17 protein-coding genes and 1 tRNA gene are annotated in these 20,754 nt (G+C 61.0%); 10 read left to right on the top strand and 8 right to left on the bottom strand.

What is annotated here, in order from left to right:
* Nucleotides 1–40: 40 nt before the first annotated feature.
* Nucleotides 41–117: transfer RNA gene (locus tag MHX63_RS00180), tRNA-Pro, on the top strand.
* Between the two features lie 404 nt (nucleotides 118–521).
* Here MHX63_RS00180 and MHX63_RS00175 read toward each other — a convergent pair.
* Nucleotides 522–2,153, bottom strand: coding sequence for an ABC-F family ATP-binding cassette domain-containing protein (locus MHX63_RS00175; RefSeq protein WP_034981901.1), 1,632 nt, complete (start codon nucleotides 2,151–2,153; stop codon nucleotides 522–524).
* Between the two features lie 218 nt (nucleotides 2,154–2,371).
* Nucleotides 2,372–3,064, bottom strand: a complete 693-nt coding sequence (locus MHX63_RS00170) for a type I restriction-modification system subunit M (protein WP_239386591.1) — start codon at nucleotides 3,062–3,064, stop codon at nucleotides 2,372–2,374.
* 519 nt (nucleotides 3,065–3,583) lie between these two features.
* On the opposite strand from MHX63_RS00170, the gene MHX63_RS00165 reads away from it, so the two are divergent.
* The gene (locus MHX63_RS00165) at nucleotides 3,584–3,979 is read left to right on the top strand and encodes a hypothetical protein (protein ID WP_239386589.1); all 396 of its coding nucleotides are present in this window, start codon (nucleotides 3,584–3,586) and stop codon (nucleotides 3,977–3,979) included.
* A 1-nt stretch (nucleotide 3,980) separates the two neighbouring features.
* Here MHX63_RS00165 and MHX63_RS00160 read toward each other — a convergent pair whose 3' ends face one another.
* The 3 genes from MHX63_RS00160 to MHX63_RS00150 form a co-directional block, all read right to left on the bottom strand.
* Nucleotides 3,981–4,241 (bottom strand): Txe/YoeB family addiction module toxin, encoded by a 261-nt coding sequence (locus MHX63_RS00160; RefSeq protein WP_239386587.1) that lies wholly within the window; start codon nucleotides 4,239–4,241, stop codon nucleotides 3,981–3,983.
* Nucleotides 4,241–4,495 carry a type II toxin-antitoxin system prevent-host-death family antitoxin gene (locus MHX63_RS00155; RefSeq protein WP_239386586.1) on the bottom strand — a complete coding sequence of 85 codons (255 nt, stop codon included), beginning with the start codon at nucleotides 4,493–4,495 and terminating at the stop codon, nucleotides 4,241–4,243. The genes MHX63_RS00160 and MHX63_RS00155 overlap by 1 nt, the downstream gene beginning before the upstream one ends.
* A 92-nt stretch (nucleotides 4,496–4,587) precedes the next feature.
* Entirely contained in the window at nucleotides 4,588–5,901 is a 1,314-nt protein-coding gene (locus MHX63_RS00150; protein ID WP_239386584.1) for a glycosyltransferase family 87 protein, read from the bottom strand.
* A 164-nt stretch (nucleotides 5,902–6,065) separates the two neighbouring features.
* Here MHX63_RS00150 and MHX63_RS00145 point away from each other — a divergent pair, with 164 nt between their 5' ends.
* From MHX63_RS00145 to MHX63_RS00125, 5 genes are all read left to right on the top strand, one after another.
* A complete protein-coding gene (locus MHX63_RS00145) occupies nucleotides 6,066–6,983 on the top strand; it encodes an ABC transporter ATP-binding protein (RefSeq protein WP_239386582.1) in 918 nt (305 codons plus the stop codon).
* 4 nt (nucleotides 6,984–6,987) lie between these two features.
* A complete protein-coding gene (locus MHX63_RS00140) occupies nucleotides 6,988–7,749 on the top strand; it encodes an ABC transporter permease (protein ID WP_239386580.1) in 762 nt (253 codons plus the stop codon).
* Nucleotides 7,749–8,876, top strand: coding sequence for a sensor histidine kinase (locus tag MHX63_RS00135; RefSeq protein WP_239386578.1), 1,128 nt, complete (start codon nucleotides 7,749–7,751; stop codon nucleotides 8,874–8,876). The genes MHX63_RS00140 and MHX63_RS00135 overlap by 1 nt, the downstream gene beginning before the upstream one ends.
* Entirely contained in the window at nucleotides 8,873–9,475 is a 603-nt protein-coding gene (locus MHX63_RS00130) for a response regulator transcription factor (protein WP_239386576.1), read from the top strand. Before MHX63_RS00135 ends, MHX63_RS00130 begins: the two co-directional genes overlap by 4 nt.
* Nucleotides 9,476–9,573: 98 nt before the next feature.
* The gene (locus tag MHX63_RS00125; protein ID WP_239386574.1) at nucleotides 9,574–10,617 is read left to right on the top strand and encodes a glycerophosphodiester phosphodiesterase family protein; all 1,044 of its coding nucleotides are present in this window, start codon (nucleotides 9,574–9,576) and stop codon (nucleotides 10,615–10,617) included.
* Here MHX63_RS00125 and MHX63_RS00120 read toward each other — a convergent pair.
* The gene (locus MHX63_RS00120) at nucleotides 10,614–12,290 is read right to left on the bottom strand and encodes an ABC-ATPase domain-containing protein (protein WP_239386572.1); all 1,677 of its coding nucleotides are present in this window, start codon (nucleotides 12,288–12,290) and stop codon (nucleotides 10,614–10,616) included. The genes MHX63_RS00125 and MHX63_RS00120 overlap by 4 nt on opposite strands.
* A gap of 372 nt (nucleotides 12,291–12,662) precedes the next feature.
* Between MHX63_RS00120 and MHX63_RS00115 the strand changes: the two genes are divergently transcribed.
* Complete coding sequence (locus tag MHX63_RS00115) at nucleotides 12,663–14,291, top strand: aspartate:alanine exchanger family transporter (RefSeq protein ID WP_239386570.1); 1,629 nt, start codon at nucleotides 12,663–12,665, stop codon at nucleotides 14,289–14,291.
* Between the two features lie 23 nt (nucleotides 14,292–14,314).
* Here the strand turns inward: MHX63_RS00115 and MHX63_RS00110 are convergent, their stop codons facing one another.
* On the bottom strand, nucleotides 14,315–15,781 hold the full coding sequence (locus MHX63_RS00110; RefSeq protein ID WP_239386569.1) for a glyceraldehyde-3-phosphate dehydrogenase: 1,467 nt from the start codon (nucleotides 15,779–15,781) through the stop codon (nucleotides 14,315–14,317).
* 140 nt (nucleotides 15,782–15,921) lie between these two features.
* On the opposite strand from MHX63_RS00110, the gene MHX63_RS00105 reads away from it, so the two are divergent.
* Both MHX63_RS00105 and MHX63_RS00100 read left to right on the top strand, forming a co-directional pair.
* Complete coding sequence (locus MHX63_RS00105; protein ID WP_239386567.1) at nucleotides 15,922–17,610, top strand: formate--tetrahydrofolate ligase; 1,689 nt, start codon at nucleotides 15,922–15,924, stop codon at nucleotides 17,608–17,610.
* A 95-nt stretch (nucleotides 17,611–17,705) separates the two neighbouring features.
* Nucleotides 17,706–18,365 carry a hemolysin III family protein gene (locus MHX63_RS00100; protein WP_255710145.1) on the top strand — a complete coding sequence of 220 codons (660 nt, stop codon included), beginning with the start codon at nucleotides 17,706–17,708 and terminating at the stop codon, nucleotides 18,363–18,365.
* 16 nt (nucleotides 18,366–18,381) lie between these two features.
* Here the strand turns inward: MHX63_RS00100 and der are convergent, their stop codons facing one another.
* Nucleotides 18,382–20,715, bottom strand: a complete 2,334-nt coding sequence (der, locus tag MHX63_RS00095) for a bifunctional cytidylate kinase/GTPase Der (RefSeq protein ID WP_239386565.1) — start codon at nucleotides 20,713–20,715, stop codon at nucleotides 18,382–18,384.
* Between the last annotated feature and the right edge of the window lie 39 nt (nucleotides 20,716–20,754).

Raw genomic sequence — 20,754 nt, 5'->3', positions numbered from 1 at the left:
GGGGTAACCTATCGCCGTTGCCCTTTTAGTAGGGCTTCGGCGGACTGTGGCGCAGCTTGGTAGCGCACTACACTGGGGGTGTAGGGGTCGCAGGTTCAAATCCTGTCAGTCCGACCAATTTCATTATTCTGGGGGGCATGACCTCACCATCACCACAGAAAAAGAATAACTCTCCTTGGTGCAGGTATTGGGCTGGCACTGACCTACAAAGAATAACTAAGGCTTCTTTACATATGGCAGGCCTTCGATCACTTCGTCGTTATCAAAAATGACTGAGCGACCGCATCTAAGGCAACCCGTTGTGACGCTCGATCCACGAGGTTGTTGACTTTGATTCCGGCAAGCAGCTCCTCGGCACTTCCAAGGGTGCTCCCCCGACGCCACCGGCAAAGCCCACACCGCCCTCACCCAAGCCCTCCGTCTATATCGACGCCCTCGCCGACGCGGTAATCCGAGGCGAGTACGCCAAGGTCGACAAGAAAGGAACTCTGACCTTCACATTTAGGGAGGACTCCCAAGTCTCATGTCGATGCTGACTGGTGAACAGAAGTGAGGTGGAGATGACGTCCGTGCCAATGTTCAATCAGCCAACGGTCATGACTGGCGATGATGAGAGTTCCTCGCCAGTCCCGTAGCGCGTTCTCGAGTGCATCCATCGATTCCAAATCAAGGTAGTTAGTTGGCTCATCAATGATCAACAAAGCTGGCTGTTTCGCTAGTGCGACTGCAAATTGAGCCCGGCGTTGATTCCCTGCAGACAAGTTCACGATGGGAGTGCTCCACATTGAAGGATGCAGAATTCCTTTTCCAGCCTCGCCGACGCCATCTTGCCACCTCTCCGAGTCAAATCCTGCAATTGAACCATCAGGAAGCGTCTGCGGCACCACGCCGACGGGATCATCACGGGTGAGGGTGCCACTGTTCATAGTCCCCTCGGGTGCGTTTCCTGTGGCGATCCAGTTAAGCAGGGTTGATTTACCCGCCCCGTTTTCTCCTGTCACGAGGAGGTGCTCGCCTCGCCCTAAATCGAACGTAACCGGCAAAAGCCGACCTGCCACTGTCGCATCTCTGAGCGAGACGGCCAAACCAGTTCCGGGGTCAATCTTGAGGGAGGGGAACGCCAGGTTGTAGTGGCGGGGTTTCCGTATCTCTCGCTCTGAAATGCGTTCCAGGCGGACGTCGTCACTTCGGGTTCTTTTTGCCGATGTGGCTGCTGCGCGATCGGTGAAGAACTTCTTCTCTTTGCGAGTTGCGGTTTCAACCCGAACCCCACCACGGGCGATCTTCATGCTTTCGCGCCGATGCTCGTGTAGCTCGCGTTTCTCAGCTTGCTGTGCGGCGTGGATCTGTCGGTGTTTTGCACGGGCAGTCTTCTTCGCCAGCAGGTAGTGCGTGTAGTCCCCTGCGTTGCGGTACAAGCCCACGACTTTCTGTCCGTCCGCTTTGGCGAGTTCTTGCCAAACGGTGATGTCCATGTCGTAGATGGCAGTGGCGGTGTCGTTGATGAAAGATCTGTCGTGGCTCGTAGCGAGCACAGGGCCGTTCCAGTTCTTGACAACACCAGTGAGGAAATCGGCTGCTTCATGATCGAGATGATTGGTCGGCTCGTCTAGGATCAACACCTCAGGTCGCATCATCAGCAGGGTAGCCAGTTTCAGGCGTGCACGCTGACCTGGCGAAAGGGTCTGCATCATTCGATTGCTTCCCGACCCCATGAAATCTACGAGTCCCAGTCCTGCGAGTGTTTCATTCACTCGTGCATCCAACGACCACACATCAAGGGCGTTCAACCGGGCAAGAAGTTGGTCAAACTCCATTGCTAGATGAGTGTCTCCCGCTGCCATGGCTTCTGTGGCTTGGTCGAAGCGCGTGAGTAGCTCATTAAACGGTTTAAGCGCCGAGTCAAGGAATTGCGCAACGCTGCCGTCGAAAGACTCTGGATCGGGAACGTGCTGAGGAACAGGCCCAGAAACAATTCGGCCCGAATCAGGCGTCAACTCACCAGTGAGGACCCTTAACAGGGTGGATTTGCCGACCCCGTTCGGGCCAATCAAAAAGGCGCGTTCACCGTTTGGCACATGCAAACTCACACGGTCGAGAATAAGGCGGGAGCCGAATGAAAAAGAAATAGAATCGAGCAAAATTTCGGGCATAGTAATCTCCAATAGGAAGAAGTAACTTCAGTCACGTCTCAGCAGAGCTGAGTGGAGATCACATGTTCACCGGAATTACACGCTCCTCGGTTCGGGTAGGTCGTCAGTCGACGAATCCAGTCTAATTATACGCGATTATACGCGATTCGCTGAGACTCAAGCGGCTCCGTAATAGGGGCGAAACGCTGAATTGACCAGCTGCCTCCGTTTTGAACCAATCAGACGACCAAAACGCAGTTCGCACGCATTTGTATCCGTCGTGGCAAGAAAGTTTCGTACACGGTGCGTGAAGCACCGTCCGAGGCCAGTCCGATGTCGTCGGAAGCGAAAAGAATATCCACCATGAGCCGGATCGCGTCACGCGGTGTGTAGAACGCACCCGCGGCCTTGCCTTTTGTGTCGAAGGCCTTGTACATGACGTGCTCGAAGAGGTCACCCATCTGGGCATCCGGCAGCGCCTCCATGCTCATGTCGATGGTGGCGAAGTGTTTGACCACCGGCCACAGACGAGAAGCGCTATCGAGGGTCTTCATCTTCACCGCGAAATCGAAGGCATCCCACACATCGCGGACGGAGGCCGAGAACGCGCCGACGTAGTCCATCAGCGCCTCATATACGTGATCGTCGAGCTGGGCGATCCTCGTCAGGTCCAGGCGAGAAGAGTTATAGAAGGAAAGGCCAAAACGGGCCTGTACCTCCCAATCGATCATCTCGTCACTGAAGCCCTCCTCCTGGAGACTCCATACCAGGTCGAGAACTTCGTCTTTGGTCGGCGCGAGAATGCACTCGAGACGACGCAGCACCGTCATCGGCAGAATATAGTCTCCGTAATCTTCAGGTTCGACGATGGAGCGCAGAAACTTGTCTGCTGTGTTCCAAACGGCGGACTGATTGAGTTCCGCTGTACTCATCCGGGCATGCCTCCTTGGGCCGAAAGTCTCAGTGCCGCTACGGTAAACGCACTGTCCAAAATCGTTCTCGAGACACGCACGCGCTGCCTCGCCTTCTAGTGCATCACCCCCGATAGACACCGTGCTGTCACCCTCGAACGAAATATCGAACAACTTCAATCTTTCAAGCCTTGCTGTCTTGTCCTATAAACCACCCTTAGCCACCGCCCCCACTCTCTAACGTGCTGCACCTACCCCACTTCACTACTTCAAGGTTTAAGAGCGACCTCCCAGCCCCGTGTCAACCACTAGTTGACACAACCGTCAACCCATGGTTAACTTACGGTCATGGATCCATTGACGAATATCCGACACACACTGCAAGCAGTCAGCCTCGCCGAACACGAGTTGGAAGATGCCGTCGCGCAAGCTAGACATGCGGGACATTCATGGGCGGACATTGGGCAAGCGCTCAATGTTTCCCGCCAGGCAGCCTTCAAACGATTCGGTGCGGTGCGGAACCCCTTTACAGGAGAAACCATGGCCCCAGTATCAATCGACAATCTCCCCGAGATTTCAGACAAGCTCATTCGCCACATTTCCAAAGGCGAAGAAGCAGAAACCATTGAAATGCTCGACCCACACGTCCGTGAGGACCTCCCCTGGTCCGTCATCGTGGACGTGTGGACTTCAATCCTGACCGACTTCGGCGAACTCCAGGAGATCACCGACCAGACGATCGTGCCCATCAAGGGAGACCGCAACGCGGCACCGGCGTCAGAAGCGCTCTCCACAAAAAGCACGGGCACTTCCGTCGTCGTCTCGACACTCAACCATGAAGCCGGCGAACTGATGTCTCGGATCGCCGTCAGCCGAGAGGGCACGGTAGTTGGCGTTCTTTTCTTGACGCCCGACGCCACGGACTACCCGTTCTAAGTCAGCTCCCGTAGTGGTATCGACAAGCCGCGATGCGAATCTCTCCGTCCACTACCTTGTACACCAGGCGGTGCTCGTCGGTGATCCGCCTGGACCAATAGCCAGATAGGCCGTGCTTGAGGGCTTCAGGCTTGCCGATGCCCTCGTTACCATTGCGGGCAATGTCTTTAATGAGCCGGTTGATTCTCTTCAGGGTGCGGCGATCCGCCGTCTGCCACCACAAGTAGTCCTCCCAGGCAGACTCATCCCAAACGAGAATCATTAGTCCTCAATGAGGTCGTGGTGGGCGCCGCGCCCCCGCTCCAGGTTCTCGATGGAACCGAGGAGGCGGCGAGCGTTCTCGGGAGAGCGCAGAAGGTAAGCAGTTTCTCGCAGCGATTCGTACTCGGAGAGCGAAACGATCACGACGTCCTCGTGACCAGCTCGAGTAATAATGGCTTCCTCGCGATCGTCGACAACATCGCTGAGCACCTTCGCGTAGTTCGCGCGGGATTCGGTATAATTAAACGTTTTCACAGCACACCTCCTGTACAGGAAACTGTACGTCACATGTGAGGTGTCGTCAACGTCAGAAGTTCGGCAGACCAAACACTCTGCCGAGCGCACCTTTACAGAGAATCAGCAGCGTCGCGATCGGTTCCAGTAGTACGACGGTCCGTGAAAAACCGGACCGCGTAGTACGCAGCAGCCACCACGACGAAGGCCACGCCAAGGAAGGTGAAGGCGCCCTGCCAAAACGGGTTATTGTGGGCCACGCTCTGGCCGAAGAAGCCGAATTTGCGCGAAGTGGCGTTGCCGACAAAAGGCAGGAACACCACCGTCAATACCGCCACCACTGCGAAGCTCAAAAGCTGCTCAACAACCCAGCCCAGCACTCCCTTCACCTTGTCTGAGACCGCCTGTACCAGCTGGAACCCGGCGTCCAGAAAAACGACAAAGAGCGGCACCAAGAACACCCAGTGGTGATACCAGCTAAACGGCGAAATAATGCAGGCAACAACTCCGCCGAGGGCCATGATCATCGAGTAGTTACCGCGACGGTAACAGCCCAACACCACGATGCTGTACAGCACGACGATGGCGATCACACAGACGAGCCACAGTACGGTGCTGTCGTAACCCAGGCGATGCAAGACGGCGCCGAGGGACTGCGCTCCCGGGTTGTCCTCACCGCCAATGCGCTGCGTTTCGAAGATCTTGGTTTGCCAGAATGCCTTGGCGTCCGGGACGAAGAGGAAACCGATGACGACAGTCGCGAGGATCGTTACGGTCATGTAGACCATCGCCCGCCAGCGCCTCCCCAGCAACAATGGCAAGTAGAAGAACACTGGGGTGAGCTTGATTCCCGCGGCCAACCCGCTGAAGATACCCCCGCCTCGGTTGCCAGTGCGCCTGCGCAGGAAATCCAAGGCGATCAAGCCCATGAGGAAGATGTTGATCTGACCCCAGAAGAAGGTACCGAAAACCGGAGCCAGGTGGATGGAAGCGACTAGCGCCGCCAGGGAAACGAGGATTAGCCCCGGGGACCAGGCATAACCGCGCTCGCGGAAGACCCCGATAATCACAGCAAACAGCACCAAGGCGGTGAGGCCTAGCCAGATACTCGCCGCAACCTCGAACCGCGCCAACGGCAAGACCCTAAAAATCACGCCCGAAAACGGCGGATAAGTAAAAGGGAAACCCCCGACGAAGGGCTGGGAGTACAACTCCTGCCCGCTATTCAGGGCAACCGCAGCGTTGTAATAGACCTTGAAGTCCGTTGGCCACTTGAAGAGGTTCGTGAACCAGGAGGAGCGAACCTCCGGCAGGGTAAGCCGATACACTGCATAGGCAGCGAGAAGAGCGAAAGCCACAAACGCACCAAAAGCGCCCGGAAGCCTCTTGGAGGCGCCGCGCGAACTGGTGGAAGCTATAAAACTCATCTCGTTTACTTTAAAACGCCAATCGTTGCTTTTTGGTTACCACGACCTAGCAACAAAGAACAGGATTTTCTACAGCACCCAAGACAGCCCATGACAAACGTCATGGTGAATTCCGTGACGAAAACTATCCGTGCACTTTTCAGACCCGAAATAACGTGAAGACCATGAGTGCGACACAACTGGCCCACGCCATAGAAATAAGAGGAATCAGCAAGACCTTCAACCCACGTTCCAACAAACCGGTGCACGCGCTGAAGGACGTAAGCCTAAGCGTTCGCCCTGGCGAGATCATTGCACTGCTTGGCACCAACGGCGCGGGCAAGACCACCCTCGTGGACCTGATCCTGGGGCTTACTTCCCCGACCACAGGGACGGTGAGAGTCATGGGCCGCTCCCCCAAGCAGGCAGTGTACGACCAAAACATCAGCGCACTGATGCAGACCGGTGGCCTGCTCCACGATCTGACCGTGAAGGACACTGTGGAGATGATCGCCGCCGCATTCCCCGAGCACCTACCGCTCGAAGAGGTTATCGAGCAGGCCAACCTGGAGCCGATCTACAAGCGCCGCGTAGGCAAGTGCTCCGGTGGCGAGCAGCAGCGCCTTCGCTTCGCCCTAGCAATCCTCGGCAACCCGGACATCCTCATCCTCGATGAGCCCACCGCTGGTATGGACGCCGGCGCACGCCACCGCTTCTGGGACTCCATGAAGCATCAGGCGCAGCTGGGCCGCACGATCATCTTCGCGACCCACTACCTAGAGGAAGCGGACAATTTCGCCCAGCGAATTGTGCTTATGCACGAAGGCGAGATTGTTGTCGACGGCACCACCGACGAGTTGCGAAACATGAGCGCCAACCGCGTGGTTAGCGCCGAGTTCCCGGGTGGATTCCCCGAGCTATCGAGCCTTAGGGGCGTCATAAAGAGTGAAGTAAACGGCCGTCGCCTTCGTATCACAACCAACGACTCTGACGCGCTTGCCCGGTACCTATTAACGGAAACTGACGCCCGAGATCTCGACATCACCAGCCACAGCCTGGAGGACACGTTCCTTACGCTGACGAACGAAAACCAGGAGGCCTAGAGCAATGAGCACCACCCTAAAATTCGCTGGCTACGAGCTACTACGCCTGCGCCGGGACATGACCACCTTGTTCTTCAGCGTCGGCCTGCCGATCTTCTTCTACCTGATTTTCGGCGCAATGCAGGAATATGGCGATCAGGAAATGAACGGCGGAAACGTCTCCGCGTTCGTCATGCTGGGCATGGCCTTCTACGCCGGCGTAGTAGGCGCCGTCGGCGCAGCGGGTACTTCCGTGACAGATAACCGCAGTGGTTGGGGCAGGCAGCTGGCCCTTACTCCCCTGCGCCCGTGGCAGCTAGCCTTCGCCAATGTCCTGAGCATCGCCGTGCGTGCGGTGCTGCCGATCGTGGCCGTGTTTATAGTCGGCGGACTGACCCGGGCCCACATGCAGGCCGACCAATGGGCGTTGAGTTTTGTCGCATGTGTACTGTGTGCCATACCTTTCGGCTTCTACGGCTTGGCGTGGACGCTGGTGGTTCCGAAATCGAACACGGTTTCCATCGCCACTGCATCCATCGTGATCCTGGCCTTCGCCGGAAACGTTTTTATGCCTCTCAGCGGATCGCTGCTGCAGGTGGGCCGTTTCACCCCGATGTATGGCGCAGTGACGCTGGTTCGCTGGCCGCTGGCCGAAGGCGCTCAACTGCTCGACCACGGATTCATCAACGACCCGATGTGGTACGCCTGGGTTAGCATCGCAGTATGGACGGCGATCTTCGTAGGCTTCTGCCTGCTGATGGGCAAGCGCGACAAGGAGCGCAGCTAATGCGCCCTTTCGACGGGTTTCAGTTGAACTCCGCCATCTTCGCCTCAATATGGCTGATATTCCTGGTGCCCGTCGCCCTGCAGGTTTACACAGGGGAAGGATTCGCCATTATGGCGAAAGCCTGGATGACAATATGCCTGCTGGCTTTCGGCGCGTTCTACTTCTACGCCTTTGGCTCTCTGCGATACTTCCCCCGCGCCTGGGGAACACTAGCGCGGGCACTGCTGCGCTGGGGCATTCTGCTAGCCATTGCGTTGGCTAGCGTGCCAGCGATGCAAACTGGCTCGGTGGCCTTTGCCCCCTACCTGGCCGCGATGTTGGGATTCACGGTGACGCTGCGGAAGGCACTGCCGATCGTGGTGGCAACGGGTGTACTCGGGACAGTTGCAGTGTGGAACTGGTCGCCGGACGACCTTACCTGGGCCGCACTCACCCTTTTCGTCATGCCGTTATTACTCGTCGCACTTGGGATTTTCGGCCAATACGATGAATCCCGCCACAAGCTGCGGCACGAGCTGGACCTGGCGCAGCAGCGGGAGGACATTGCCACGGATGTGCACGATCTGCTGGGGCATTCGCTGACGGTGATCAACCTAAAGTCCGAGGTCGCCAGGCGGGCAATGGACAACAACCCCGAGCAGGCTAGGCAGGAACTCAAGGAAATCAGCGACCTCTCCCGCCTAGCCTTGGCGGAGGTGCGTTCGACGGTCACCCGAATGCGTACACCCACCTTCGCCGGTGAGCTGCAGGCGGCGCGCCGGGCTTTGGAAACTAAGGGCGTCACCGCGCATCTACCCGAACTCCTACAGGCACCGGGCGCGCACGACACAGTGTTTTCCTGGGGTCTGCGCGAACTTACGACAAACGTGGTGCGGCACTCCGGGGCGAGCGCGTGCTGGGTGAGCGTCACAGCCGACAAGTTACAAGTCACCGATGACGGCTGCGGATTTAACGGCGAGGCCACGCAGGGTACAGGCGGGCTGGCCGGCCTGCGCCAAAGAGTCGAGGAAGCCGGTGGGAAGCTGATTGTGTGCCGCGAACAGGGCCTGAGTACCGTGCTGATCGCGATGGAAGACGACGACGAGCTGATCGACGATAGCGCAGTGGCCGAGGAGGCCGCCCGATGACGATTCGTGTGCTACTTGCCGAGGATCAATCGCTCGTGCGCGGGGCGCTCATCGCGCTGCTGAACGCGGAGCCGGACATCGAGGTCGTTGCCGAATGCGCGACCGGGACCGAGGCCGTGGCCCTCGCCCAGGAACAGCCCATCGACGTGGCTCTGCTGGACATCGAGATGCCCGGGATGAACGGCATCGATGCCGCAAAGAAGCTTGCCGGTAATCGATGCCGCTGCCTGATCGTGACGACATTCGGCAAGGCCGGGTACGTGAAACGTGCCATGGAGGTTGGCGTGGACGGGTTCATCGTTAAGGACACGCCCCCCGAGGAGCTCGCCGATGCTATCCGACGGGTCCATGTCGGCCTACGCGTTATCGACCCGACGCTCGCCCAGGAAAGCCTATTGACGCCCGATAATCCCCTTAGCGAGAGGGAAACCGAGGTGTGCCAGCAGCTTTTCGAGGGCAAGAGCTCCCCTTCCATCGCCAAGGCGCTGCACTTATCGCCGGGAACTGTGCGTAACCACATCTCCAGCATCATGGCGAAGACAGGTGCCGGGAATCGCTACGAGGCGGCACACGTGGCGAAGACGAATGGGTGGATCTAGCACGCGCTGCCGAGTAGCTGAATCCTTGTTAAATTTATGTGCGTTGTCTCGCATTAGGCACATGATCCTTAGACAAGAAGACTCGCAGTTAGGAAAGCATGAAGACATCCCTCACCTGGCGCAAGACCGCTGCCGCAGCAGTGGCCGCCATCGTTTCCCTCGGTTCCGCCGGCACCGCAGCTGCCGCGCAGGGCTCCATCGCCGGATCCTCCTTTGGCTTCGGCTCCTCCATCGCCGGATCCTCCCAGCCCCAGCCAAAAGAGCCACAGGGCTTCGACTTGCAGTCCCACCGTGGTGGCCGCGGCGAGCACACCGAGCAATCCCGCAAGGCATTCGAAGAGTCCGTGAAGATGGGCGTATCCACCCTGGAACTGGACATCGTGATGGCCGAGGATGGTACCCCAGTTGTTTGGCACGACCCGGAGATCCAGGCCGACAAGTGCACCGACACCAAGCCCGCCACCGAAAATGACCCGGAGTTCCCCTACGTGGGTAAGCTCGTCCACGAGCTGAACTGGAAGCAGCTGCAGACCTTGAACTGCAACAAGGTGTTAAAGGACTTCCCGGATGCGAAGGCCGAGGAAGAAAACAAGCTGCTACAGCTGCAGGACGTGTTCGAGATCGCCGCTGCCGACCCGCAGATGCGCTTCAACATCGAAACCAAGATCGAGGCAGAGGAGCGCGAGAAGTCCGCCACCCCGCAAGAATTCGTCGACGCGATCCTGCCGGTTGTCCGCGATAACAAGGCGACATCCCGCACCACCATCCAGTCCTTCGACTGGCGCTCGTTGCCGCTGGTACGCGAGGCACAGCCGGATATCTCTCTGGCCCTTCTTTATGACGCCACCACGTGGAAGTCCGGCTCCCAGTGGATCGGCGACGTTGACTACGACAAGGTTGGCGGCGACGTAAACAAGGCCGCGACCCAGCTGGGCGCGGAGTTCCTGTCTCCGCACTACAAGCTGGTCACCCCGGAAAGCGTGGCCTCTGCCCACGAGGCTGGCCTGCAGGTTCTGCCGTGGACCGTCAACGAGAAGCCCGACATGCAGGCGATGATTGACGCGAAGGTCGACGGTCTGATCACCGACTATCCGACCCGTGGCATGGAGGTTCTCAAGGAGAACAAGCTCCAGGTTCTCTAGGTGAGCTTGAGCTCCCGGTAGCGGTTTGCCGCAGCCAGGATCTCTGCCCCTCGCGGGCGGCTCAGGTGGCCGGGGTGATCACGCCCCGGAACCAACACGGCCAGGCCCTTCTCGGTGATCTGCCGCTCCAAACGAGCAACCAGATCCACCAGCGGGGTCTGGCCATCGGCGTTCTTGGACAACCACGCCAGAGCCGCCGCGATCGCCGCCGTCTGAGACGGGGCAACTAGCTGCCCGACAGCGCTCAGGTCAATATCGGAGCGGTCCACGCTGATTGTAGACAGACCGCGTGGCTTCGGAGGCTTACGGGAAGACAGGGTTCCGCATGCCGGGACACGCTCCGCAGTGATATGGCGGAACTCCCCTGCATCTTCCGGTGCTTCCCCCTCCCGCGCGATCTCATGAGCACGTGCGGTCACCTCGCTGGGACGGTAGGCATCCATCGCAATGACCGTATCGCCCAGCCGCAGATAGGCACCCGAGCCACCAGCGATCAGGACAGTCGAGACCGAGGTGGCGTCATATAAAGAACGAACGCGCTGCACAAACGGGGTGATGGGCTCCTTGTTGTTCGGTACGAGGCACTGCATGAGCCGGTCGCGGATCATGAAGTTGGTGGCAGAGGTGTCCTCGTCGATGAGCAGCGCGGAGGCGCCGGCGGCATGCGCTTCGACGACATTGGCGGCCTGGGAGGTGGAGCCCGAGGCGTTCGTGGTGGTGAAGTGGCGCGTGTCGGCGCCAGTGGGCAGGTTGGTGATGAACGGCGAAATGTCGTCATCAGTGATGGGGCGGCCATCCTCGGCGCGCACGCTAGCGACGTCGGCACGGGAGATCACCCACTCGCGGCCATCGCCGGAAATATGAGGGTAGATGCCGTGCTCCAGGGCGCGCAGGAGCGTGGACTTGCCGTGGTAGCCACCGCCGACGATCACGGTGAGCCCCTCCGGGATACCCATGCCCGTGACGATGCGGCCGCTGGGGAGTTCGAAGGTTTGGGAAAGCGATTCCGGGGATTCGAAGGTCGTGGCCTGGTTAGCGGCGAGTGGGCGGTCGCTATCCCCCGCAGCGCGCGGGAGGATCGCGCCGTTGCCGACGAAGGCGACGAGCTTGCGAGATTTCAGCTGGGCGCGAAGGGCTTCCTGGTCGCGCAGGAGTGCCACGTGATCTTCGAGGGCCTGCACATCGGCGGGAGCGAAACGATCGTGGCGCAGGCAGTCGTCGGCGAGCTGCGGCAAGTCATCGGCCAGCAGGTGTGCGGCCTGGCGGCCCAGGATACGGCGGCCTTTGGCCGGAAGGCCTACGAGCAGGCGGGCCTCCACGCGATCAGGGGTGACCAGCACGTGAGTACGTTCGAGGACCTGCTGACCGATGTCGCCGATGTGGACGTTGCGCGAGCGGTGGGACTCGGCTTGAATCCGCCGGGCCAGGAAGTCGGCTACCGCTACTCTGCCGGTGGCATCGTCAACGAGGTGCTGTGGGATGCCCGCAGCCTTCATGGAAAGGATGAGCCGCACCTTGGAGGGGCTAGCGTAAGGATCGGCCTGCACGCGGTCGATAGAAACCGTTAGATCCGGTTCGCTATAGGCGCCTTTCAGCTTCTTGTAGGCGCCGTAGCCCGCGCCGTCGAGGCTCTTGGTGCGAGTAAAGAGATCCGAGAGAGTGATTCGTGCCATGTACCCTAGCGTAGGGAAAATTCTTTTCTGGCTCTCACCTCCGAAAAGAACGTCTTTCACAATTTTCTCGAAAAAATTGTATCTAGGGCGTAACGCTTAGAGACCCCAAACGATTGTTAGTGTGAAGGCGCTAACAAACCCACAAAATTCCCTAGCGCCCGACACTACACACTGAAAGGATCACTCCCATGATTGAACTGATTGCAGGCTTCTTCCAGGGTCTCGTTGAGCTGATCGGCGGCGCACTCGCCGGCCTGGCTGGCCTGATCTCCGGCAAGTAAAAACCGACCACTCAGAAAGTCCTAATCTGAGGTTTCTCTTGGGTCCCCGCTCACCTCGTGTGAGCGGGGATTTCTCTATAGGATCAAGAGCATGCTGGCATTCCTTGCTGAAAACCCGCTGATCGCTCTAGTCATTATCCTCGCCCTCGGTTTCGCCATCGGCAAGATCCGCCTCGGCGGCATGTCGCTGGGCACCGCGGCGATTCTCTTCGTCGCCATTGCCTTCTCCACGGCGGACCCCAACATCCAGCTGCCCCCTATTATTTTCCAATTCGGCCTGGCAGTCTTCGTCTACGCCATCGGCCTGACAGCCGGGCACGCCTTCTTCGCCGACTTCCGCGAGCGCGGCTGGCGCATGATCCTCTTCGTTGTGGTGCTACTCGTCGGCCTAATGGGCATGACGTGGCTGTTGGTGCCACTCTTCGGCGTCGAGGCCGCCACGGCCACCGGTTCCTTCGCCGCCGCGCTGACATCCACCCCCGGCATGGCGGCCGTGGTGGACATGCTGGAAGGCACCCACCCAGAGCTGGCCGCCGCCCCGGTCGTCGGCTACTCCCTGGCCTACCCCGGCGGTGTGCTCGGCGCCATCGCCGTTGCTGCCATCGGAACCAAGCTCTTGAAGGTCGACCACCGCCAGGACGCCATCGACGAGGGGGTGCTGCATGCGCCGCTGGAGCACCGCGGCGTACGCCTACGCGACGGCATCGAAGGCTGCGTGCGCGACCTGCGCACCATCGCGAATGCGAAGATCATCGTCACCCGTTTGGTTCGCCCCCACCACGCCACCGAGGACGTTCAGGAAAAGGATCACAAGCTGGCCTACCCGGATGCGGAGGTATACCCCGGCATGATCGTGGTGATCACCGGTACGCCGAACTCCTTAGACAAGGCCACGGCCGCGCTCGGCGAGCAGGTCGACATCGACGTGGATAGCTCCTACATCGGCTACCGCCGCATCACCGTCTCTAACCCCAGCATCGCCGGGCGCAGCATCAAAGACATCGACCCGATCAGCCATGGTTTCATCATTGCCCGCATCCGTCGCGGCGACGAAGACCTAGTTCCCGGCCCGGACGACGTGCTCCACTACTCCGATCGCGTGCGAGTGGTGACCCCCAAGCACCGCATCGACGAGGTCTCCCAGTTCCTGGGCGATTCCGAACGCTCCCTGGCGGACGTTAACCTGCTGCCCTTCACTTTGGGCTTGGCCATCGGTCTGCTCATCGGTGCAATCCCCATCCCCCTGCCCGGCGGCACCACGCTCAACCTGGGCTTCGGTGGCGGCCCGATCGTCATGGGTCTCATCTTTGGAGCACTTGCCCGCACCGACCCCATTGGGTGGCAAATCCCTTATCACGCCAACAAGGCCCTCAGCAGCCTGGGTCTGGCCATCTTCCTGGCTGGCGTGGGCACCATCGCGGGCACGGGTTTCCGCGACGCACTGACGGACATCACGTCCCTCAACTACATCGCCCTCGGCTTCATCATCACCGTGACCTCAGCCATCGTCTGTGGCCTTGTCGGCATGTGGCTGCTACGTCTGAAGTGGGACGAGGCGATGGGCATGGCCGCGGGCGTCTCTACCAACCCCGCGGTGATTAGTTATCTCAACGATCAGGCGGACACGGAGCTGCCCATGCGTGGCTACGCCACCGTGTACCCGGCAGCGATGATCGGCAAGATTATCGGCTGCCAGATGCTCCTGCTGATGCTGCTATAACCCAGCACCAGCACTAGTAACTACTACAGGTCCTGTGCAGCGGCACGCTGCGGCAGCACGCGCGGGCGTACGCCGGCGATCTCCTCGACAATGCGGATCACCTGGTTCGAGTAGCCGAACTCGTTGTCGTACCAGACATACAGCACCAGGTGGTTGCCGTTGGCAATGGTGGCCAGGCCGTCGACGATGCCCGCGTGGGTAGTACCGACGAAGTCGGTGGAGACGACCTCCGGGGACTTAATGAAGTCGATCTGCTGGCGCAGCGTGGAGTGCAGGGAGACCCGGCGCAGGAAGTTGTTCACCTCGTCGGCCTCAACATCCTGGTTCAGGGTCAGGTTCAGCACTGCCATGGATACGTCCGGGGTGGGAACGCGAATAGCGTTGCCCGTCAGCTTGCCCGCGAACTCCGGCAGAGCCTTAGCCACGGCCTTTGCCGCGCCCGTGGCGGTGAGCACCATGTTCAGGCCTGCAGCGCGGCCACGGCGATCGCCCTTGTGGAAGTTGTCGATCAGGTTCTGGTCGTTGGTGAAGGAGTGTACGGTCTCCACGTGGCCGTGCTCCACGCCGTAGCGGTCGTTGATGACCTTCAGCACCGGGGTGATGCCGTTGGTAGTACAGGACGCCGCAGACAGAATGCGATCATCCTCAGTGATGTCGCCGTGGTTGATGCCGTAGACGATGTTCTTAATATCGCCCTTGCCCGGTGCGGTCAGCAGAACCTTGGCCACGCCCTTGGCCTCCAGGTGCTGAGAAAGGCCGTCCCGGTCGCGCCACACGCCAGTGTTGTCCACCACGATTGCGTCGTTGATGCCGTATTCGGTGTAGTCGATCTCCGCCGGGTTGTTGGCGTAGATAATGCGGATCGGGGTGCCGTTGGCCCAGATCGTGTTGTTTTCCTCGTCCGTGGTGATGGTGCCATCGAAGGCTCCGTGGACGGAGTCGCGGCGCAGCAGAGAGGCACGCTTGATCAGGTCGCCCTCACCCTTGGAACGGACGACGACGGCACGCAGGCGCGCACCACCATAGGTGGCCTCGCGGGCAACCAGGATGCGGGCCAGCAGGCGGCCGATGCGGCCGAAGCCATACAGGACGATGTCGCGGGGCTCGACCTGCTCCGGGCCATCGATGACTTCCGCCAGCTCACGCTCCAGGTACTCGCGCAGGGTCAGCCCCTCGGAGTCCTTGTTGTAGCGGCTAGCCAGCGATCCAATATCGATGGAGGCAGTGCCCAGGTTCATCTCCACCAGCTCGCGCAGCACGGGCAGGGTCTGCTCCAGCGGCAGCTCTTTTTCCACGACACGGCGGGCGTAGCGGTGGGACTTGATGATGTCAATATCGGTGACGTTGACAAGCAGCCGGCCGAAGATGGAAGTCACCACGTTCTTATCGCGGTGCAGGCGGCTGATCAGAGGCAGCATTTCCTGCGCCAGGGCCAGCCGCTCGTTCCAATCGCTGTGCAGAGCGCTCTTGGTGTGTGCGTTGTCGGTCATCTATACCTCACTACCTCACTGGAAGTAATCGTTTTGCGAATATTCGGGGGGTTACCCTCTTACCCCCTGAAGTCTAGTTGCCCCCACGCTTACACCCGCTATTACGGGGGCGATAAGGGGTAGATGTTTATTCTGGGAATATGACTAACTCTTCTGCATCCAGCAATCCCCAACCGAGCGACGTCGACATCGCACAGGCCCACACTCTGGAGCCCATCACCACGATCGCGGAGCGCGCCGGCATCCCAGAGGCCGCTTTGATCCCCTACGGCCGGACAAAGGCCAAGATCGACGTTCCCGCTTTGCGGGCGGAGCGTGAGGGCGTCAATAAAAAGGGCAAGCTCGTGCTCGTGACCGCAATGAGCCCGACCCCCGCAGGTGAGGGCAAGTCCACCGTGCTGATCGGCTTGGCGGACGCGGTGCGCGCGGCTGGTCGCCAGACGATGGTGGCGATCCGCGAGCCGTCCCAGGGGCCAGTCATGGGCATCAAGGGTGGTGCGGCCGGCGGCGGTTATGCGCAGATCGTGCCGATGGAGGACATTAATCTGCACTTCACCGGCGACATGCACGCCATTACCGCCGCGACGAACACCCTGGCGGCCATTGTCGACAACCACGTGCAGCACGGCAACGCCCTGGGCATCGACCCGCGGCGCGTGACGTGGCGGCGCTGCCTGGACGTCAATGACCGCTCGCTGCGCCACGTGGTCACGGGCCTTGGCGGGCCGGGGCAGGGCACTCCGCGCGAGGGAGGATTCGACATCACGGCGGCCAGCGAGATCATGGCTATCCTGTGCCTGGCCACCGACTTGGAGGACCTGAAGAAGCGCATCGGGCGCATCGTGGTGGGTCAGACTTATGACCGCCAGCCTGTCACCGCGGGCGACCTAAAGTGCGCGGGTGCTATCACCGCCCTGCTGCGCGACGCGATCAACCCGAACCTGGTGCAAACCCTGGGTGGTACTCCTGCCCTGGTGCACGGTGGGCCTTTCGCCAACATCGCCCACGGCTGCAATTCGCTGATCGCAACCACCACGGCACTGGATCTATCGGAGGTTGTGCTGACCGAGGCCGGTTTCGGCAGCGACCTGGGCGCGGAGAAGTTCTTCGACATCAAGTCCCGCGCCGGTAGCCTCGACGTCGCCGCGACGGTCGTGGTGGCCACCATTCGCTCGCTGAAGCACAACGGCGATTCCGTGCTGAAGGCCGGTCTGGCCAACCTGGAGCGCCACGTCAGCAACATCCGCAAGTTCGGCGTGGAACCCGTGGTCGCGCTAAACCTGTTTAGCTCTGACACCGCCACCGAGCGCGCTCAGGTCGCCGACTGGGGCGAGCAGTTCGGCGTGCGCGTGGTGGAGTGCAACGTGTGGGCCGAGGGCGGTGCCGGCGCGGCGGATCTGGCCTCTGCGGTGCTGGAGGTCGTCGATGGTGTTTCTGGTGAGGACGCCCCCAGCTCCAGCCACCAGATCTATCAGCCGGTCGATGGCGTGGAAGCCACCCTGCGTACACTTGCCAAGGAGATCTACGGTGCGGCGGACGTGCAGTTCGGCCCGCAGGCCATGAAGGATCTGGCGTTTCTGAAGGATAATGGCTGGGACAAGCTGCCGGTGTGCGTGTCGAAGACGCAGTATTCCTTCAGCGATGACCCCAAGACCCTGGGTGCGCCGAGCGGCCACACCCTGCACGTCCGCGAGCTGGTGCCGCGCATCGGCGCCGGCTTTGTCGTGGCGCTCACGGGCGACGTGATGACTCTGCCGGGTCTGCCGAAGAAGCCCGCGGCCGAACGCATCGATGTGAACGCGCAGGGGGTTATTTCGGGGCTGTTCTAAGAGCGAAAGGGCGTAAGCTTTATTTCGTGCATAAAACTCAAGTGCTAACGAAGAATTCTCCTCGCCCGGTGTTCGACCGCGGGCCACGTCCGTATATGCGCGGACGGTTGCACACCGCCGCGGCCTGGTATTTCGGTGGAATGGGAACTGCACTGACTATCGTCGCGGCCTCCAAGTTCCACTTGTCCTGGATGACCTTTGCCACGGCGCTGTACGCACTGTGCCTGGCCGGGATGCTCACCGTGAGCGCGCTTTACCACCGCGTGCCGTGGCGCTCCGAGGGCGCGGTAAACAGCTGGCGGCGTGCTGACCATGCCATGATCGCAGTCTTCATCGCCGGAACCTACGGGCCGGTGACAGTCGGCGCTTTCGGCGCGCGATGGTTCACCGGCTGGGGTTGGTTCAACACGGGTGGTTTATGGATCCTGGCCGTCTGCTGGCTGGCTGCCACCGCGGCAGTGGTACTGAATTTGGTGTGGATTGATCACCCGAGATGGCTGGATGCCACCACGTACCTCACCCTCGGCTGGCTGGCTGCCATCGGCGCCGTGGGCTACTACCAACAGCTGGGCGTAGCCGTGAGCCTGCTGATGCTGCTGGGCGGGATCGTGTATTCCCTCGGCGCGGTGATCTACGCCAAGCAGTGGCCCAACCCCTCCCCGCGGTGGTTTGGGTTCCACGAGGTCTTCCATGCCGCCACGATCCTGGCGGCGCTGCTGCACCACATCGCTATCTGGATCCTGGTGCTGCGCTAGCGCCTGCTTTTCGCGCCTACTTCTTGCGCTTCTTCTCGCGCACACGCACCGCGATGCGCACCGGCGAGCCCTCGAAGCCGAAGGATTCACGCAGCTTGCGCTCCAAAAAGCGGCGGTAGCCGTGCTCCAGGAAGCCAGTGGTGAACAGCACAATCACCGGCGGCTTGGTGGAGGCCTGAGTGGCAAACAGCACGCGTGGTAGGCGGCCGCCGCGCATCGGCGGCGGGGTCTCCGCAATCACCGCGCGCAGCCAGGTGTTCAGCTGGCCGGTAGAAATACGCTGATCCCAGCTCTCCAAGGCCTCGATCATCGCGGGCTCCAGCTTCTGCAGCGCGCGGCCCGTCTTTGCGGAAATGTTCACGCGGCGGGCCCACGGGACGTGGGAAAGCTGCAGCTCGATCTCCCGCTCCAGCAGGTCGCGACGGTCCTCATCCACCAGGTCCCACTTGTTGTAGGCCACTACCAGGGCACGCCCCGAGTCGAGGATCATGCGAAGCACTCGCTGGTCCTGCTCGGCGATGGGCTCGCTGGCGTCAACAAGAAAGACCGCAACCTCCGCCGCGTCGATCGCGGAGCGGGTGCGCAGCGAGGCATAGAACTCGTGGCCGCGCGCGTGCTTCGTCTTCTTGCGAATGCCGGCGGTATCCACGAACTTCCAGGTCTTTTCCTCCAGCTCCACGATGGAATCAACCGGGTCCACGGTGGTGCCCGCAACGTTGTTGACCACGGAGCGCTCCTCGCCCGTGATCTTGTTCAGCAAGGAGGACTTGCCCACGTTCGGGCGGCCGACCAGGGCCACACGACGCGGACCGGAAACGACGGAGAGCTCGCGCGGGTGCTCCGGGAATACGCGCAGCACCTCGTCCATGACGTCAGCCGCGCCCTTGCCGTGCTGTGCGGACACCGGGTACGGGTTATCCAGGCCCAGCGCCCAAAATTCGGCGACGTCGCCCAGCTGCGCGTCCGCATCGCACTTATTAGCCACCACGATCACGGGCACCTTACTGCGCTGCAACTTGCGGGCGATGACCTCATCGGTGGAGGTGATGCCGACCTTCGAGTCGACCACGAAGACGATCACGTCGGCGGTTTCCATTGCGGTCTCCGCCTGGCGGGCGATGGCTGCGTGGATACCCTTCGCGTCCGGGTCCCAGCCTCCCGTATCCTGCACCCAGAAGCGGCGGCCGGACCACTCGCCCAGGTAGGAAATGCGGTCGCGGGTGACGCCCGGGAAGTCCTCCACCACGGCCTCACGGCGGCCGATGAAGCGGTTCACCAGGGTGGACTTGCCCACGTTCGGGCGGCCGACGATGGCAACGGTGCACAGGGCCTCCTGCTCGGCCTCCTCGTCGCCGAGCACGCCGAAGGCCTCCTCCAGGGCTTCCCAGTCCTCGTCGGATTCCGGCATGTCGCCGCCGCCCTCGAGGGTGAAGTCGTCCGGGCCGGTGATGAAGAACTCCTCGGGGCCGGACTCGTTGCCCTCGTCGAACTCGTCATCGTCGTACTCGGAGAACTCGGCGGCGGAGAAGTCGGACTCCCCCAGCACCTCGCCATCGGCGGTGCGGAAGATCAGCTCTGCCGGGGAATCCAGACTGTCCGGCTTAGCGCTGGCCAGGGTCAGCTGCGCCAGCTTCTCCAGCACCTCGTCGATGTCCATCTCGCCGGTATCCACGATCACGGCATCCTCTGCCGGGCGGAGCGGAGAGGTCTTGCGGGAAGAATCGGCCTCATCACGGCGCTGCACATCCGCGAGTACAGCCTCGTAATCCGCGTCCCGGCCAGCTTCCAGGTCCTGATCGTAGCGGCGCTGGGCCCGCACCTCGGCGGAGGCCGTCATGAAGATCTTCACTGGGGCGTCCTCAAGAACCACAGTTCCAATGTCGCGGCCCTCGACCACGCAGCGACCGGCGGCGAAGGCCAGAGACCGCTGCAGGGCCACCAGGTTCTCGCGCACTTCCGGGATGGCGGCGACGGCGGATACGTGCGCGGTGACCTCGGGGCCGCGGATCTCGCCGGAAACGTCGGTGCCGTCCAGCAGCACCTCGGTGGAGGTGGGATCCTCGTTGATCTCCAGCGGCAGGTCGGCGGTGGCGGCGATGATCGCCTCGCGTGCAGATTCCTCGGAAGGGTCGATGCCCTGACGCAGGACATGCAGCGTGGCCACCCGGTACATAGCGCCGGTATCCAGGTATTTCGCGTCCGCGGCGGTGGCCAGGCGGCGGCAGACGGTGGACTTGCCGGTGCCGCTCGGGCCGTCGACGGCGACGATCAGGCCGCCGTCCTCAATGTTCTTTGCGCTGGCGAGCTGATCCAGCGCGGAGCCGGGCTCGTAGAAAGGTGCGTTCGTCATAGAAAGGTCGTTCCCCTAAATAATTGTGTGTTTATGTCG

Source organism: Corynebacterium sp. ACRQK (assembly GCF_022345965.1).
Lineage (GTDB): Bacteria > Actinomycetota > Actinomycetes > Mycobacteriales > Mycobacteriaceae > Corynebacterium.
This window is presented reverse-complemented; position numbering and strand designations above follow the sequence as displayed.

Excerpts from the sequence above, each read along its gene's own strand:
- MHX63_RS00175 (WP_034981901.1), bottom strand. The coding sequence starts at position 2,153 with ATGCCCGAAATTTTGCTCGATTCTATTTCTTTTTCATTCGGCTCCCGC.
- MHX63_RS00170 (WP_239386591.1), bottom strand. The coding sequence starts at position 3,064 with ATGAGTACAGCGGAACTCAATCAGTCCGCCGTTTGGAACACAGCAGAC.
- MHX63_RS00165 (WP_239386589.1), top strand. The coding sequence starts at position 3,584 with ATGGCCCCAGTATCAATCGACAATCTCCCCGAGATTTCAGACAAGCTC.
- MHX63_RS00160 (WP_239386587.1), bottom strand. The coding sequence starts at position 4,241 with ATGATTCTCGTTTGGGATGAGTCTGCCTGGGAGGACTACTTGTGGTGG.
- MHX63_RS00150 (WP_239386584.1), bottom strand. The coding sequence starts at position 5,901 with ATGAGTTTTATAGCTTCCACCAGTTCGCGCGGCGCCTCCAAGAGGCTT.
- MHX63_RS00145 (WP_239386582.1), top strand. The coding sequence starts at position 6,066 with ATGAGTGCGACACAACTGGCCCACGCCATAGAAATAAGAGGAATCAGC.
- MHX63_RS00140 (WP_239386580.1), top strand. The coding sequence starts at position 6,988 with ATGAGCACCACCCTAAAATTCGCTGGCTACGAGCTACTACGCCTGCGC.
- MHX63_RS00135 (WP_239386578.1), top strand. The coding sequence starts at position 7,749 with ATGCGCCCTTTCGACGGGTTTCAGTTGAACTCCGCCATCTTCGCCTCA.
- MHX63_RS00130 (WP_239386576.1), top strand. The coding sequence starts at position 8,873 with ATGACGATTCGTGTGCTACTTGCCGAGGATCAATCGCTCGTGCGCGGG.
- MHX63_RS00125 (WP_239386574.1), top strand. The coding sequence starts at position 9,574 with ATGAAGACATCCCTCACCTGGCGCAAGACCGCTGCCGCAGCAGTGGCC.
- MHX63_RS00120 (WP_239386572.1), bottom strand. The coding sequence starts at position 12,290 with ATGGCACGAATCACTCTCTCGGATCTCTTTACTCGCACCAAGAGCCTC.
- MHX63_RS00115 (WP_239386570.1), top strand. The coding sequence starts at position 12,663 with ATGCTGGCATTCCTTGCTGAAAACCCGCTGATCGCTCTAGTCATTATC.
- MHX63_RS00110 (WP_239386569.1), bottom strand. The coding sequence starts at position 15,781 with ATGACCGACAACGCACACACCAAGAGCGCTCTGCACAGCGATTGGAAC.
- MHX63_RS00105 (WP_239386567.1), top strand. The coding sequence starts at position 15,922 with ATGACTAACTCTTCTGCATCCAGCAATCCCCAACCGAGCGACGTCGAC.
- MHX63_RS00100 (WP_255710145.1), top strand. The coding sequence starts at position 17,706 with ATGCGCGGACGGTTGCACACCGCCGCGGCCTGGTATTTCGGTGGAATG.
- der (WP_239386565.1), bottom strand. The coding sequence starts at position 20,715 with ATGACGAACGCACCTTTCTACGAGCCCGGCTCCGCGCTGGATCAGCTC.